This is a genomic window from Tsukamurella sp. II2bb (genome assembly GCF_057815145.1).
Window position 1 is genome coordinate 206,532 of the sequence record NZ_JBYPZI010000003.1, and the last position, 13,801, is coordinate 220,332.

Annotated in this window: 9 protein-coding genes; 5 read left to right on the forward strand and 4 right to left on the reverse strand. The window is 72.6% G+C overall.

Features of this window, described 5'->3' with window-relative positions; translation table 11 throughout:
- The first annotated feature begins 19 nt into the window (after positions 1 to 19).
- The gene (locus AC21LY_RS09530; protein WP_489046216.1) at positions 20 to 1,243 is read left to right on the forward strand and encodes an MFS transporter; all 1,224 of its coding nucleotides are present in this window, start codon (positions 20 to 22) and stop codon (positions 1,241 to 1,243) included.
- On the opposite strand, the gene AC21LY_RS09535 is transcribed toward AC21LY_RS09530, so the two are convergent.
- From AC21LY_RS09535 to AC21LY_RS09550, 4 genes are all read right to left on the reverse strand, one after another.
- Positions 1,200 to 4,244 carry an MMPL family transporter gene (locus AC21LY_RS09535; protein ID WP_489046217.1) on the reverse strand — a complete coding sequence of 1,015 codons (3,045 nt, stop codon included), beginning with the start codon at positions 4,242 to 4,244 and terminating at the stop codon, positions 1,200 to 1,202. The genes AC21LY_RS09530 and AC21LY_RS09535 overlap by 44 nt on opposite strands.
- 174 nt (positions 4,245 to 4,418) lie before the next feature.
- Entirely contained in the window at positions 4,419 to 5,120 is a 702-nt protein-coding gene (gene lipB, locus AC21LY_RS09540; protein WP_489046218.1) for a lipoyl(octanoyl) transferase LipB, read from the reverse strand.
- Positions 5,121 to 5,208: 88 nt separating this feature from the next.
- The gene (gene sucB / locus AC21LY_RS09545) at positions 5,209 to 6,936 is read right to left on the reverse strand and encodes a 2-oxoglutarate dehydrogenase, E2 component, dihydrolipoamide succinyltransferase (protein ID WP_489046219.1); all 1,728 of its coding nucleotides are present in this window, start codon (positions 6,934 to 6,936) and stop codon (positions 5,209 to 5,211) included.
- A gap of 154 nt (positions 6,937 to 7,090) precedes the next feature.
- Positions 7,091 to 8,605 (reverse strand): leucyl aminopeptidase, encoded by a 1,515-nt coding sequence (locus AC21LY_RS09550; protein ID WP_489046220.1) that lies wholly within the window; start codon positions 8,603 to 8,605, stop codon positions 7,091 to 7,093.
- Positions 8,606 to 8,716: 111 nt separating this feature from the next.
- Between AC21LY_RS09550 and AC21LY_RS09555 the strand changes: the two genes are divergently transcribed.
- The 4 genes from AC21LY_RS09555 to gcvT are packed head-to-tail and all read left to right on the forward strand — an operon-like array spanning position 8,717 to position 13,758.
- Complete coding sequence (locus AC21LY_RS09555) at positions 8,717 to 10,030, forward strand: alanine racemase (RefSeq protein WP_489046221.1); 1,314 nt, start codon at positions 8,717 to 8,719, stop codon at positions 10,028 to 10,030.
- On the forward strand, positions 10,027 to 11,364 hold the full coding sequence (locus AC21LY_RS09560; RefSeq protein WP_489046222.1) for a D-arabinono-1,4-lactone oxidase: 1,338 nt from the start codon (positions 10,027 to 10,029) through the stop codon (positions 11,362 to 11,364). The genes AC21LY_RS09555 and AC21LY_RS09560 overlap by 4 nt, the downstream gene beginning before the upstream one ends.
- A gap of 20 nt (positions 11,365 to 11,384) precedes the next feature.
- Positions 11,385 to 12,647, forward strand: coding sequence for a uracil-xanthine permease family protein (locus tag AC21LY_RS09565; RefSeq protein WP_489046223.1), 1,263 nt, complete (start codon positions 11,385 to 11,387; stop codon positions 12,645 to 12,647).
- Positions 12,648 to 12,657: 10 nt separating this feature from the next.
- Entirely contained in the window at positions 12,658 to 13,758 is a 1,101-nt protein-coding gene (gene gcvT / locus AC21LY_RS09570) for a glycine cleavage system aminomethyltransferase GcvT (protein WP_489046224.1), read from the forward strand.
- The last annotated feature ends 43 nt before the right edge of the window (positions 13,759 to 13,801 follow it).

A 13,801-nucleotide genomic window follows, 5' to 3' on the forward strand; every position in this document is an offset into this window, starting at 1 on the left:
GCGGAGAGGAGGCGCGACGATGGTGCAGGGCAGAACCCCGTGGGGCGTCTTCGTCGTCCTCTACCTGGTCTTCTTCCTCATGGGCGCCGAGATGAACCTGGTGGCCCCGCTGCTTCCCGACATCGCGCGGGCCTTCGGCGCCTCGACCGGCGCGGCGGGCAACGTCGTCATCGCCTACGTCCTCTGCTACGCCGTCACCGGTCCGCTGTTCGGCCGGCTCGCGGACCGCCTCGCGCGGCGGCACGCGATCGCGGCCGGGATGGCCGTCTTCGCGGTGGCGGACCTGCTCAGCCACGCCGCGCCGTCGCTGGCCCTGCTCGTCGCGGCGCGGGCGCTGTCGGGGCTCGGCGCGGCGCTGGGCGCACCGTCGATCTGGGCCTACCTCGCCGAGAACGCCGCCCCCGCGCAACGCGGCCGGGCCGTCTCGCTGGGTGCCGCCGCGTACGCGGGCGGGCAGGTGCTCGGCGTCCCGCTGGGCGCCTTCCTGGCGACCGGCCTCGGGTGGCGCGCGCCGTACCTGCTGATCGGCCTCCCGATGCTCGTCGTGGCCGCGGTGATGGCCGCGCGGCTGCCGTCGGACGGGACGGTCGAGCCCGGCGCACACGGCGGCGGCCTGTTCGCGCCGTGGCACGATCGCCGGATCGCACTGGCGTTCACGTCCTCACTGCTGCTCCAGGCCGGTCGGCTCGGCGCGTACACCTACGTGGGAGTCCTTCTCTCGCAGCGGTTCGGCTACGGCCTCACCGCATTGGGCCTGGTCGGCCTGGTCGTCGGGATTGGATCGATGATCGGATCGGTGGGAACCGGTGTGCTCGTCGACCTGCTGGCCCGGCGGGGCGTCCACCCGGCCTGGGTGCCCGCGGGGGCCGCGCTCGTCGTCGCCGCGGGCGTCGCGGTGGGGACCACGGCCACCGTCCCCGCTGTCGCCATCGCCGCGGTCGCGGTGTGGTGCGCCGGCGGCGGGGCGTTCTTCTCCGCGCAGCAGACGTACCTCTCCTCCGCCGACCCCGACCATCGCGCAGCGGTGCTCGGATGGAACAATGCGTGCACGAACGCCGGTGTCGCGTCGGGCACCGCGGTCCTCGGGGCGCTCGTCGTCGGTGGACCGTGGTTCACCGCCGTGGCCACCGGCCTCGCGCTGGCCGCCGCGTTGCTGTGCTTCGCCTCGGTACGACTCGGTCCGGCGGTGGCCGGGCCGGTCAGGGCCTCGACGGCCACCACACGCGGTCTCCCAGTGCGGTGATCGCCGCCGGGACGAAGACGGTGCGCACCACCACGATGTCGATCAGCAGGCCGATGCCGATGGTCGAGCCGATCTGCAGCAGGTTGATCACGCTGCCGCTCATGAGCGCGAACATCGTGATCGCGAAGACCAGTCCGGCGGTGGTGATCACGCTGCCGGTGGTGCCGAACGCGCGGAGCACGCCGCGCACCGTCGAATCCCCGGCGGCCTCCTCGCGGATGCGGTCCGCGAACAGCATGCTGTAGTCGGCGCCCACCGCCACCAGTGCCATGAAGGCGATCGGCAGCACGGACCAGTCGACGGGGATGCCGAGGCCGTGCTGCCAGAGCAGCACCGAGGCGCCCGCGGCAGCCGCGAAGGAGAGCACCACCGTGGCCACCATGAGCAGCGGAGCGATCACCGAGCGGAGCAGAACCAACAGCACCAGGAAGACGCCGATCACCGCGACCAGGCCGAACAACAGGAAGTCGCGCAGCACCTGCGCGCGCATCTGCGCCGAGATCGAGGCCAGGCCGAAGCCGTCCATCGTCGCGGACTCGAGCACGGTTCCGTGCGCCGCTGCCCGCGCCGCGTCGGGGATCGACGGCGCCGTGTTGAGGGCCTCGTCCGAGTACGGGTTGATGCCCCACACCACGAGCATGCGGGCGGACTTGCCGTCGGGCGACATGAGCACCCGCGAGCCTTCGACGAAGCGATCCGACTGCAGCCCCTGCGCGGGTAGGTAGAAGCCGCGGCCGGGTCCCTCCGTGGTGCCGGCACTGAGCCCGGTGAGGTAGTCGGCGGCGGTGCCGAGGCCCTCCTGGAGGCGGCCCGTCATCTCCACCACCTGGTCGGTGCCCGTCTTGACCTTCCCGAGGCCCGTGCTCAACTGGGCGAGGCCGGTGGAGAGCTGGGTGACGCCGGCATTGAGCTCGGCGAGCTGGGCCTTGACCTGCTCGGGGCTGAGCCCGCCGAGACCCTTGAGCAGGCCCTGCAGCCGGGCGAGCGCATCGTCGGCCTGGGCGAGGGCGGTCGCCGCGCGGTCCGTCGTGCCGGCGGGCAGGACGACGGTGGCCGCGCGCACCGCCGTCGAGGCGCGCCCGGACGTCGCGCGGTCGAGATCCGCGAAGGCCCGGCGCGCGGCGGTGCAGTTCGCGTCGGCGGCGCAGGCGGGGGAGGCCGGACCGACGAGCGGGCCGAAGACCTCGCCGATCCCGGCGTTCTGCTGTTGCGCCGTCCGCACGGCGTCGGCGGCGGTGGTCAGGGTGGTCACCGCGCTGCGCAGGAGGGCGGTCGCGGCGTTCACATCGACGGTGCCGCCGCTCGCGGTGGTGAGCGCCTGCTGGGCCGAGGTCAGCGCGTCGAGCACGCCGGACGCCAGCCCGGTGACGCGCTGGGTGCCGGCGACGAGCTCCGGGACCCGGCGGGACGCCTCGCCCGCGCCCGCGTTGAGCTGATCGACGCCGGAGGCGAGCGCCTTGAGCTGCGGCGAGGCCTCTTTGAGCTGGCGGTTCGCGTCGCCGAGACCGTTCGCCACCAACTGTGTCTGGTAGCCGACGGCCGACTCGGGGATCGGTTTCCCGTCGGGCCGGGTGATCGACCGGACGTAGGCCACCTGCGGCAGGTTCGACACCCCGATCGCGATCGACTCGAGGGCGGCGAGGTCGTGCGTGTTGCGCATGTCGTGGTCGGCGCGGATGAGCAGGAACTCGGGTACGGCCTCGTTGACGCCCCAGTGCTTCATGACCGTCTCGTAGCCGGTCCGGGAGTCGGTGGCCCGTAGCTGCATCCGGTTCTCGTCGAAGCCGATCACCATGCTCGGCAGCACCGCCGCGGCGGCGAGCAGCACGACGAGCGCGGCCGCCGAGAGCGGCACGGCCCGCCGCATCACACGCGCGCCGATCCGGCGCCAGCGCTTCTCGGTGCCGGGCCGCGGCTCCACCCAGCCGCGCGCGCCGAGGTAGCGCAGCAGGGCCGGCGGCAGGGTGAGCGCGATGAGGCAGGTGACGGCGATCGAGATCGTCGTCGGCAGTCCGGCGGTGACGAAGATGCCGACCTTGCAGAAGATCATCGCGCCGCTGGCCACGGCGATGGTGAGCGCGGACGCCACGATGATGCGGCCCACGCGGGTCGACGCGGCGACCACGGCCTCGTCGGAGAGGGCGCCGGCGCGGCGCGCCTCGTGGTAGCCCGCGACGGCGAAGATCGCGTAGTCGGTGGCCGCGCCCAGCACCATCGCGGTCATGATCGCGATGGAGAAGTTGGACACGGGGATCACCTCGTGCTCGCCGAGCAGCGAGACGATGGGCCGCGCGACGGCGAGCGAGAGCCCGATGGTCAGCAGCGGCACCAGCGCCGCGCCGATCGAGCGGTACGTGACCAGCAGGAGCGCCATGATCAGCACCACCGAGATCGCTGTGATCACCAGCAGCGACGCGTCGATCGCGGTGAACAGGTCCGAGAGCGTGGGCGCGGTGCCCGTGAACTCGACGGTGGTCCCAGCCGGCGCGGGGATCGAGCGGATCGTCGCGCGGATGGCCTCGGTGCTCGACTGCGCCCGGGTGGAACCGATGTCGCCGACCTCGGCGACGAGCAGGTTGATCGCCTTACCGTCGGGGCTCAGGCCCACCTCGCGGGCGGCCGGCTTGCCGAAGGTGTCGATGACATAGGCGACGTGCTCCTTGTCGGCCTCGAGGGCCGTGGTGAGGGCGCGGTAGTACTGCTCCTGCTCGGGGCCGATCCTCCCCTCGGCCGCGACGATGACGTTGCCCTGCGCGGTGGACGACGGCGTGCCGAACTCCTGGGCCATGGCGCGCAGGCCGTCGACGCCGGGCAGGTCGCCTGGGATGAACGGTGCGGAGTGCTTGTGGACGGTGACCTCGAGCTGCGGCACCGCGACGTTGAGGACGCCGGCTAGGCCGACCCAGAACAGTAGGATCCACGCCGCGTAGCGCACGCAGAATCGCCCGAGCCGGGTGAAGGAGGGCTGCGTCGCTGCGGAATCAGTACGGGCGCCGGTCACGGTTGCCTTCCGCTCCGCCGGAGGAGGTCCGGCCGTGGTCCACGAATGATGGACTGATAGATACAGACCGTATCTCTATCAGGGAGCGGCGCCTAGTGCTTCCCGATGTGGGGTCCGCCGCAGAGCGACCGAAGAGTGGTGTGGGTCACATCGAGTGTGACGTCGTCCGGCCGATCAGGCGTGATCGGCGGCGTGCAGCGACTCGTCGGTGACGGGCAGGTCACCGTCGAGCGCGCGCTGGACGGCGTCGACGACCGCGTCGTGCACCTCGCCGACGGTGACGTCCCGGCCCAGCTCCGCGCTCAGCGTCGTCACGCCCGCATCGGGGATGCCGCACGGGATGATCGCATCGAAGCCGCCGAGCGTGTTGTCGCAGTTGAGAGCGAAGCCGTGCAGGGTCACGCCGCGGGCCACGCGGATGCCGATCGCGGCCACCTTGCGCTCCGGGCGGGCACCGTCGGCGGGGAACCAGACGCCCGAGCGTCCCTCGACCCGGCCCACCGTGAGCCCCAGGCCGCGGCAGACCTCGATGAGCGCCTGCTCGATACGGCGGACGTAGTCGACGACGTCCATCGCGGAGCCGAGCTTGATGATCGGGTAGCCGACGAGCTGGCCGGGACCGTGCCAGGTGATCTTGCCGCCGCGGTCCACGTCGATGACGGTGCTGCCGTCCGTGGGCAGGTCCTGCGGCTCGGTGCGCTTGCCCGCGGTGAACGTGGGCGGGTGCTCCAGGAGCAGCAGCCGGTCGCCGATGGCGCCGTCGGCGCGCTGGTGCGCGAGGTCGTGCTGGAGGTCGAAGGCCTCCTGGTAGCCGACGGTGCCGAGGTCCTCGACCACGAGCGGGGCGGAGTCTGCGCGGGCGGAGCGTGCGGGCATGGCATCGACGCTACGCCCGTCCCGTCAAACGCGGAACGACGGGTCGCCCCGGGGTGGGGCGACCCGTCGTTCCAGGTCGGGCGAGCGGCTACAGGCCGAGATCGGCCTCGAAAGCGCCCTCCTCCAGACGGTGCTTGACCGTCGTCAGGAAGCGGCCCGCATCGGCACCGTCGATGAGACGGTGGTCGTAGGTCAGCGGCAGGAAGGCCATCGGGTGGATGCCGATGGACTCGGTGCCCGCGGCGTCCTTGACCACGACGGGGCGCTTGACGATCGCGCCGGTGCCCAGCATCGCCGCCTGCGGCGGGACCAGGATCGGGGTGTCGAAGAGCGCGCCCTCGCTGCCGATGTTGGTGATGGTGAACGTGCCACCGGACACCTCGTCGGGCTTGAGGGCGTTGTTGCGGGTGCGCTCGGCGAGGTCCACGATGGCGCGGGCCAGGCCGGCCAGCGACAGGTCGTCGGCGTTCTTGATGACGGGCGACAGGAGACCCTGCGGGGTGTCGACGGCGATGCCGAGGTTCACCACGCCGTGGTAGGTGATCTCCTTGAAGTCGTCGCTGATCGACGCGTTGACGTTCGGGTGCACCTTGAGCGCCTCGATGACCGCCTTCGCGATGAAGGGCAGGTACGTGAGGTTCACGCCCTCGTTGGCCTTGAAGGAGGCCTTCGCCTGTGCGCGCAGCGCGACGATCCGGCTGAAGTCGACCTCGAAGACCTGGGTCAGCTGCGCGGCGTTCTGCAGCGATTCCCGGGTGACCTTCGCGGTGATCTGGCGGATGCGGTTGGTCTTCTGCGACGTGCCGCGGAGCGCCGCCAGCTCGGGGCGCGCGCCCTTGGGGGCCGCGGGCGCCGGGGCCGCCGCCGGTGCGGCAGCGGCGGGGGCGGCAGCCGGAGCGGCCGCGGGGGCCTTCGCGGCCTCGGCCGCCGCGAGCACGTCCTGCTTGCGGATGCGGCCACCGACGCCGGTGCCCTTGACCGTGCCCAGATCCACGTTGTTCTCCGCTGCCAGCTTGCGCACCAGCGGGGTCACGTACGGGGTCGAGTCCGACGAGGACGCGGCCGGAGCCGCGGGGGCAGCCGCCGGTGCGGCGGCGGCCGGGGCGGGCGCGGGAGCCGGAGCGGCGGGCGCGGGAGCCGGCTCGGGTGCCTTGGCAGGCTCGGGCTCGGGCTCGGGCTCGGGGGCCGGCGCCGGGGCGGCCGGGGCCGCGGGAGCGCCGGAACCGACGATCGCGAGGACGCCGCCGACGGCGACGACATCGTCCTCGTCGGCCTTGATCTCCAGCAGCGTGCCGGCGACCGGGGACGGGATCTCGGTGTCGACCTTGTCGGTGGAGACCTCGAGCAGCGGCTCGTCGACGGCGATCTCGTCGCCGACGCTCTTGAGCCAGCGGGTGACGGTGCCCTCGGTGACCGACTCGCCGAGCTCGGGCATCTTCACCTCGGTGCCGGAGGCCGGAGCGCCGGACGCGGCGGGGGCGGCCGGTGCGGCGGGCTCCTCGGCGGCGGGCGCGGGAGCCGGCTCGGGCTCGGGCTCGGCGGCCGGGGCGGGCGCGGAGGCCTCGGGAGCCGATTCGCCGGCCTCACCGATGGTGGCGAGGTCGCCACCGACCTCGACCACGTCGTCCTCCTGGGCGAGGATCTTCAGCAGCACACCCGATGCCGGAGCGGGGATCTCGGTGTCGACCTTGTCGGTGGAGACCTCGAGCAAGGGCTCGTCGACGGTGACCGTGTCGCCCTCCTGCTTGAGCCACCGGGTGACGGTGCCTTCGGTGACGCTCTCGCCGAGTGCCGGCATCTGGACGGAGAAGGCCATTTCCTCTGACTCCTCAGGATCGGTTATCTGCTGTGATACGAGCTGACGCGGGCTTCGGCTGGTGGCCTCCGCCGACTCCAGACCCTACCCTCAGGGCCCGGGTCCGCGGGGCGGTTGGGGGCTTACTCACGGGTAACTCCCAGAGTGCGAGACGTCAACCGCGCTGCGCGATGTCGCGAAGCACGGCGAGCATCGTCCGAACCGGGACGCCCGTACCACCCTTGGTGATGTACCCGAAGGGGCCGCCGGTGTTGAACGCCGGGCCCGCGACATCGATGTGGGCCCACTGCACCCCGTCGGCCACGAACTCCTTGAGGTACACGCCCGCGGTGAGCATGCCGCCCCACCGGTGCGGGCTCACGTTCGCCAGATCGGCGACGCGCGAGTTGATGTCGGCGCGCAGCTCCTCCGGGAAGGGCATCGCCCAGCCGTTCTCGCCGACCGACCGGGAGAGCTCCGCCACGCGGTCCCGGAAGTCGTCGGTGCCCATCACGCCGGGGGTGCGGGTGCCGAGGGCCACCATCTGCGCGCCCGTGAGGGTCGCGGTGTCGATCAGGTAGTCCGGCCCGTCCTCGCAGGCGCGGACGATCGCGTCGGCCAGGATCAGCCGGCCCTCGGCGTCGGTGTTGATCACCTCGACGGTGGTGCCGCCGTACTGCGTGAGCACGTCGCCGGGGCGCTGGGCGGTGTGCGAGGGCATGTTCTCGGCCATCGGGACCGTCGCGGTCACGTCCACCCCCAGGCCCAGCTGCGCGGCCAGGATCACGGTCGCGATGACCGCCGCGGCGCCGCCCATGTCCGAGGTCATCTGCTCCATGCCCGCCGCCGGCTTGATGGAGATGCCGCCGGTGTCGAAGGTGATGCCCTTGCCGACCAGGGCGACGTGCCGGGCACCGTCGACCCCCGAGACGTGCCGCAGGCGCACGAGGCGCGGCGGGCGCGAGCTGCCCTTGCCGACCCCGACGATGCCGCCGTAGCCGTTCGCCTCCAGGTACTGCTCGTCGAAGACCTCGACCTCGAGCCCGGCCTCGGTGCCGAGGCGCTGCGCGCGCTCGGCGAACTCGCCGGGGGAGAGGACGTTCGGCGGGGTGTTGACGAAATCGCGGGCGAGCGAGACGGCCGCGGCCGTCAGCCGGGCCTGTTCGACGGTGCCGCGCGCCTCCTCGGCGAGGGCCTCCGACGCGGGGGAGGAGAGCAGCGCGAGCGCGCCCAGCGTCGCCTTCTTCGGTGCGGAGGTGGAGCGGAACTCGGCGAACCGGTACGCGCCGAGGAAGGCGCCCTCGACGGTGGCCGCCAGGTCGAGCGACGAGAGGGTGGTGGCCGCCGCGGCCGCGCCCTCGAGCGCGCGCGCCGCGACGCCCGCGGCCCGGCGGACCGTCTCCGGCGTCACCGCATCGCGCGCGCCGAGCCCGACACCCAGCACCGTCGTGGCGCCGATGCCCGCTCCGGCCGGGGCGGGCACGCGCACCGCCTCACCGGCCTTGCCCTCCGCGCCGAGCAGTGCCAGCGCGTCGGTGATCGGGCCGCGTGCCGCTTCCGGCACCCCGCCGTCGAGCGTGATCGCCGCCCCGTCGCCCTCCGCGGAGAAGACGCCCACGATCAGCGCATCGGTCGTGGCCGCGAGGTCGTCGGTCAGCGTGAAGGCGGGTCCGGTGAACGGCGTGCTCAAAGGGTTTCCTCTCGTCGGGGCGGTGGATGTGCTTGCCCGTACGGATGTTACGCCGGGGGCGTGGGCCCGCGCCGCGCTGAGCAGCGGCCTCCGCACGTACGATCGGTGCTCATGACGGGGAACGGACCGGGTGCGACCACGACCGGGGCGGGCGAGCTGGACCTGGCGGCGCCGTCGCCGCCCGACCGCGAGTGGGAGCTCGACCCCGCCTCCTACTGGGCCACGATCGACGCGGCCACGCACGGCCTGGACGCGCCGATCCTGGCCGCCGACCTCGCCGCGCTGCGGTACAACGTCGCCGACATGCTGCGGCGGGCGGCGGGCAAGCCGATCCGGGTGGCCTCGAAATCGATCCGCTCCCGGCCCGTGCTCGATGCGCTGCTGCGGGTGCCGGGGTACGCGGGCGTCCTCGCCTACGATGTCGCCGAGGCGCACTGGCTCGCCGTCGACGGTGTCGACCACACCGGCGCGCCCCGCCCGGGCTGCACCGACGTCCTGGTCGCGTACCCGAGCGCCGACCTCGGCGCGATCGCGGCGCTGGCCGCCGACGCGGCGGCGGCGATGCGCGTGACCCTGATGATCGACGACGCCGAACAGCTCGACCTCATCGACGCCGCGGCCCCGCCGAGCCGCCGACCCGAACTGCGCGTCTGCATCGACGTCGACGCCGCCTACCACGCACCCGCGCTGGGCGCGATCGGCGCGCGCCGGTCCCCGGTCCGCAACCGCGCCCAGGCCGCGGTCCTCGCGGCGACGGTCTCGGGGCGCAAGGGATTCCGCCTCGTCGGCGTGATGACCTACGACGCCCAGATCGCGGGTGTCGGTGACCTCAGCATCCACCGGCCGGGCGCCGGCGCGCTGCTGCGCACCATGCAGCGCGCGTCCTGGGACGAGCTCGTCGCGCGCCGCAGCGAGATCCTCACGGACCTGCGCCGCATCGCCGACCTCGAGTTCGTCAACGGCGGCGGCACCGGCTCCCTCGAGCGCAACGCCGAGGACCCCAACGTCACGGACATCGCCGCGGGCAGCGGCCTCTACGGCCCGCACCTCTTCGACGACTACTCGCACTTCCGGCCCGCTCCCGCGATGGGCTTCGGTCTCGCCGTGGTGCGCCGTCCCGACGAGAAGACCGTGACCTGCCACGGCGGCGGCTGGATCGCCTCCGGCGCCGCGGGCACCGACCGCCTGCCGCAGCCGGTGTGGCCCGACGGGCTCTCGCTCACCGGGCGGGAGGGCGCGGGCGAGGTGCAGACCCCGCTCACGGGCGACCGCGCCAGGCGGATCTCGCTCGGCGACCGGGTCTGGTTCCGGCACACCAAGGCCGGGGAACCCGCCGAGCACGCCGACGACCTGGTGATCGTTTCCGACGGTGCCGTGCACGCCACGGTCCCGACCTACCGCGGTGAGGGGAAGTGCTTCCTGTGAACAAATGGATCCCGGGGCTGGATCAGCTGACCGGAACAGTGGGCGAGTGGCGCAACTGGGGACGCACCGCGTCGGCCTTCCCCTCGTACGTCTCCCGCCCGGGCAGCATCGAGGACGTGGTCCGCACCGTCGAACGCGCCCGCGAGCGGGGCGGCACCGTCAAGGCCGTCGGCGCCGGGCACTCCTTCACGCCGATCGCCGCGCCGCGCGACGTCGCGCTCGCACCCGACCACCAGAGCGGCCTCGTCACCGTCGACGTCGATGCGAAGCGGGTGACGGTGCGCGCCGGGACGCGCCTGTACGAGATGCCCGCCCTGCTCGAGCCCTACGGCCTCGCGATGGCGAACCTCGGCGACATCGACCGGCAGACCGTCGCCGGCGCGATCTCGACCGGCACCCACGGCACCGGCCTCGGCTTCGGCGGCATCGCCACGCAGGTCGTCGGGGCGACCCTGGTCTCCGGCACCGGGGAGATCGTCACCGTCGGCGAGGGGGACCCGCGCCTGAAGGCCGTCGCTCTCGGGCTCGGCGCGCTGGGCATCCTGGTCGAGGTGACCCTGCAGTGCGTGGACCGGTTCGTGCTCGAGGCCACGGAAGCCCCGCTGCCGCTGGCGGAGACGATGGACGGGTTCGTCGAGCGTGTGCGCGGGGTGGACCACTTCGAGTTCTTCTGGTTCCCCGGGACCGATGTCGCGCTCACCAAGTCGCAGGTCCGCCGCCCGGGGGACCACAAGCGCAGGCCGATCGGCGCGGTGCGCCGGTTCGTCGACGACAAGGTGGTCGGTACCGGCGCGCTGCTCGCCGTGTGCGAGGCGGGGCGCGCGGTCCCGTCGCTGACGCCGCGGCTGGTCTCGCTCGCCACGTCGATGCTCTCCGAGCACACCGAGATCGACTACTCGGCGAACGTGCTCACCACCGACCGGTCGGTGCGCTTCCGGGAGACGGAGTGGGCGGTGCCGCTGGAGAACACGATGGCCGCGTTCGGCGAGGTCAAGGCAGCGACCGAGAAGCACGACTGGAACATCACTTTCCCGGTCGAGGTGCGGGTCGCGGCCGCCGACGACCTGATGCTCTCCACCGCGTCGGGCCGGCAGTCCGGGTACATCGCCGCGCACCGGTACGTGCGGGACAAGCCGAGCGACTACTTCGCCGAGGTCGAGCGGATCATGATCGACCACGGCGGGCGCCCGCACTGGGGCAAGATGCACACCCGCACCGCCGAGTTCTTCCGCGCCGCCTACCCGCGCTTCGACGAGTTCCTGGCCGTCCGGGACGAGCTCGACCCGGACCGGGTCTTCGCCAACGACCACCTGGACGCCGTGCTCGGACGGTGACTCATGCATGATTGCCCGCCATGACGACATTCGGGTGGACCCCGATCTCCGAGGGCGGCGCCGACGACCGGGACGTGGTCGGTCCCGGTGAGCGACTGAGCTGGCCGAAGACGCTCGGCATCGGCGTGCAGCACGTCGTGGCGATGTTCGGCTCCACGTTCCTGGTGCCCGTGCTCACCGGCTTCCCGCCGGCGACGACGCTGCTGTTCTCCGGCGTGGGGACGCTGCTGTTCCTGGTGATCACCGGGAACCGGCTGCCCAGTTACCTGGGGTCGAGCTTCGCGGTGATCGCGCCGATCACCGCGGCCACGGCCTCGCATTCGATGGGCTCGGCGCTCGGCGGGATCGTCGCGGTGGGTGTGCTGCTCATGCTGGTGGGCGCGGTGGTGCAGGTCGCGGGGACGGCGTGGATCGAGAGGCTGATGCCGCCCGTGGTGACGGGTGCGATCGTCGCGCTGATCGGGCTCAACCTGGCGCCGGCGGCGAAGGCCAACTACGAGAAGGCGGCCGTCACGGCCACCATCACGCTGGTCTGCCTGATCGCCTCACTGGCGCTGTTCAAGGGCATGCTGGGCCGGCTCGCGATCTTCACCTCGGTGCTCATCGGGTACGCCGTGGCGTCCTTCCGCGGCGAGGTCGACACCTCGAAGATCGCCGCCGCGTCGTGGGTCGGCTTGCCGGAGTTCCACGCCCCGTCGTTCTCCTGGGCGGTGCTGCCGATGTTCCTGCCCGTGGTGCTCGTGCTCGTGGCGGAGAACGTCGGGCACGTGCGGTCGGTCGCGCAGATGACGGGGGAGGACTACGACCCGGTGATGGGGCGCGCCCTCGCCTCCGACGGCCTCGCGACGGTGCTCGCCGGTGCGGGCGGCGGTTCCGCGACCACGACGTACGCCGAGAACATCGGCGTCATGGCCGCGACCCGCGTCTACTCGACCGCCGCGTACTGGGTGGCCGGTGTCGCCGCGATCCTGCTCGGCATGTCGCCGAAGGTGGGGGCCGTGATCGCGTCCATCCCGCCCGGTGTGCTCGGTGGGATCACGACGGCCCTCTACGGCCTCGTCGGGATCCTGGGCGTGCGGATCTGGGTGCAGGCGCGCGTGGACTTCTCGCAGCCGATCAACCAGCTCACCGCCGCGGTGCCGCTGATCATCGGGATCGCGGACTTCACCTGGTCGCTCGGGGAGGTCGTTTTCACCGGCATCGCGCTGGGCTCCGTCGCGGCGATCGTCATCTACCAGGGGATGCGGCTGCTGGGCCGATCCGGCAGTGCGGCCCTGGACTAGAGTGCCGGGCATGAGCGAGACGTTGATCGAGGGACCCCTGAACGCCGTGCACGTCGAGCTGGGTGCGGCGTTCGCGCCGTTCGGCGGCTGGTCGATGCCCGTCAAGTACGCGGGCACCGTCGGCGAGCACACCGCCGTCCGCGAGGCCGTCGGGATCTTCGACGTCAGTCATCTCGGCAAGGCCACCGTCGCCGGGCCCGGCGCGAAGGACTTCGTCAACCGGGTGCTCACCGCGGACCTCGGGAAGATCCACCCGGGCAAGGCGCAGTACACGCTGTGCACCAACGAGTCCGGTGGGGTGATCGACGACCTCATCGTCTACTACGTCTCCGACGACGAGCTCTTCCTCGTGCCCAACGCCGCGAACACCGCCGCGGTGGTCGAGCACCTGCGCTCCCGGGCTCCGGAAGGGGTCACCGTCGTCGATCAGCACCGCGACTACGCCGTGCTCGCCGTGCAGGGCCCGAGGTCGGCGGAGGTGCTGCAGGCCGTGGGGCTGCCGACGGACATGGAGTACATGGCCTACGAGGACGCGTCCCTGAACGGCACGCCCGTACGAGTCTGCCGCACCGGCTACACCGGTGAACACGGATACGAGCTCATCCCCGCCTGGGACGATGCCGAGACCGTCTTCCGGGCCCTGCTGCCGGAGATCACCGCCCGCGGTGGCCAGCCCGCCGGCCTGGGCGCCCGCGACACCCTGCGCACCGAGATGGGCTACCCGCTGCACGGGCACGAGCTGACCGTCGACATCACCCCAGTGCAGGCGCGCGCGGGCTGGGCCGTCGGCTGGAAGAAGCCGGAGTTCGTCGGGCGCGAGGCGCTGCTGGCGGAGAAGGAGGCGGGTCCCGCCCGCCGGCTCTGGGGCCTGCGGGCCACCGGCAAGGGCGTGCTGCGCGCCGACCTCACGGTCCTCTCCGCCGACGGTGCGCCGATCGGCACCACCACGTCGGGTACCTTCAGCCCCACCCTCAAGACCGGAATCGCCTTGGCGCTCATCGATTCCGCGGCCGGCGTCGAGAAGGGCACCGTCGTCAGCGTGGACGTCCGCGGCCGTGCGATCGAGTGCGAGGTCGTGCTGCCGCCGTTCGTCGAGGCGAACACGAAGTAGCGGCGCGGAGGACGTGTCCCGGCCCCCGAAGAATTAGTCGGGG

Bases quoted from the DNA above. Each gene is read 5' to 3' on its own strand.
- AC21LY_RS09530 (WP_489046216.1), top strand. From the start codon at position 20: ATGGTGCAGGGCAGAACCCCGTGGGGCGTCTTCGTCGTCCTCTACCTG.
- lipB (WP_489046218.1), bottom strand. From the start codon at position 5,120: ATGCCCGCACGCTCCGCCCGCGCAGACTCCGCCCCGCTCGTGGTCGAG.
- sucB (WP_489046219.1), bottom strand. From the start codon at position 6,936: ATGGCCTTCTCCGTCCAGATGCCGGCACTCGGCGAGAGCGTCACCGAA.
- AC21LY_RS09555 (WP_489046221.1), top strand. From the start codon at position 8,717: ATGACGGGGAACGGACCGGGTGCGACCACGACCGGGGCGGGCGAGCTG.
- AC21LY_RS09565 (WP_489046223.1), top strand. From the start codon at position 11,385: ATGACGACATTCGGGTGGACCCCGATCTCCGAGGGCGGCGCCGACGAC.
- gcvT (WP_489046224.1), top strand. From the start codon at position 12,658: ATGAGCGAGACGTTGATCGAGGGACCCCTGAACGCCGTGCACGTCGAG.